Genomic DNA, 574 nt, shown 5'->3' with positions numbered 1-574 from the left:
GCACTCTGTATTCAAAGATGGCATAAAGGATCTGGGTACTGCAAATGATATGACAGAGGAGGAGACAAAGGCGAAACTCAAGGAATTGTACGACGGGTATCACTTCAACGACAGATGCGTGGATATATATAATCCGTTCAGCATACTGAATACGTTTGCAAGTAACGAGTTCGGCAAATACTGGTTCGAGACGGGTACGCCTACTTTCCTCGTGGAGCTGATGAAGGGGTGCAGATATAACCTGAAGAAACTGATGAGGGAGTATGCTACGGCGGACTCGCTGAACGGACTGGAAACACTCAGGAAAGATCCGGTGCCGATTTTATATCAGAGTGGATATCTGACAATCAAGGATTATGACAAGGAGTTCAGGACTTATATACTGGGATTCCCGAACAGGGAGGTGGAGGATGGTTTCATGAAATTCCTGTTGCCGAGCTATACGGGGATGGATAATTCGGACGCTACGTTCGGAATCATGAATTTCGTCATGGATGTTCGTAACGGTGATACGGATTCTTTCATGAAACGCCTGATGACTTTCTTTGCGGACACTCCGTACGAGCTGGCTCGT

At 46.5% G+C, this 574-nt stretch carries 1 protein-coding gene; it reads left to right on the top strand.

Translation table 11 applies throughout. From position 1 onward, the window contains the following. Positions 1–574 (top strand): AAA family ATPase (locus tag NW213_RS16815; RefSeq protein ID WP_258323480.1); only part of this gene is annotated, 574 nt, incomplete at both ends.

The sequence above is a fragment of the Bacteroides sp. ET336 genome (genome assembly GCF_024733815.1).
Classification (GTDB): Bacteria; Bacteroidota; Bacteroidia; order Bacteroidales; family Bacteroidaceae; genus Phocaeicola; species Phocaeicola cellulolyticus.
This window is presented reverse-complemented; position numbering and strand designations above follow the sequence as displayed.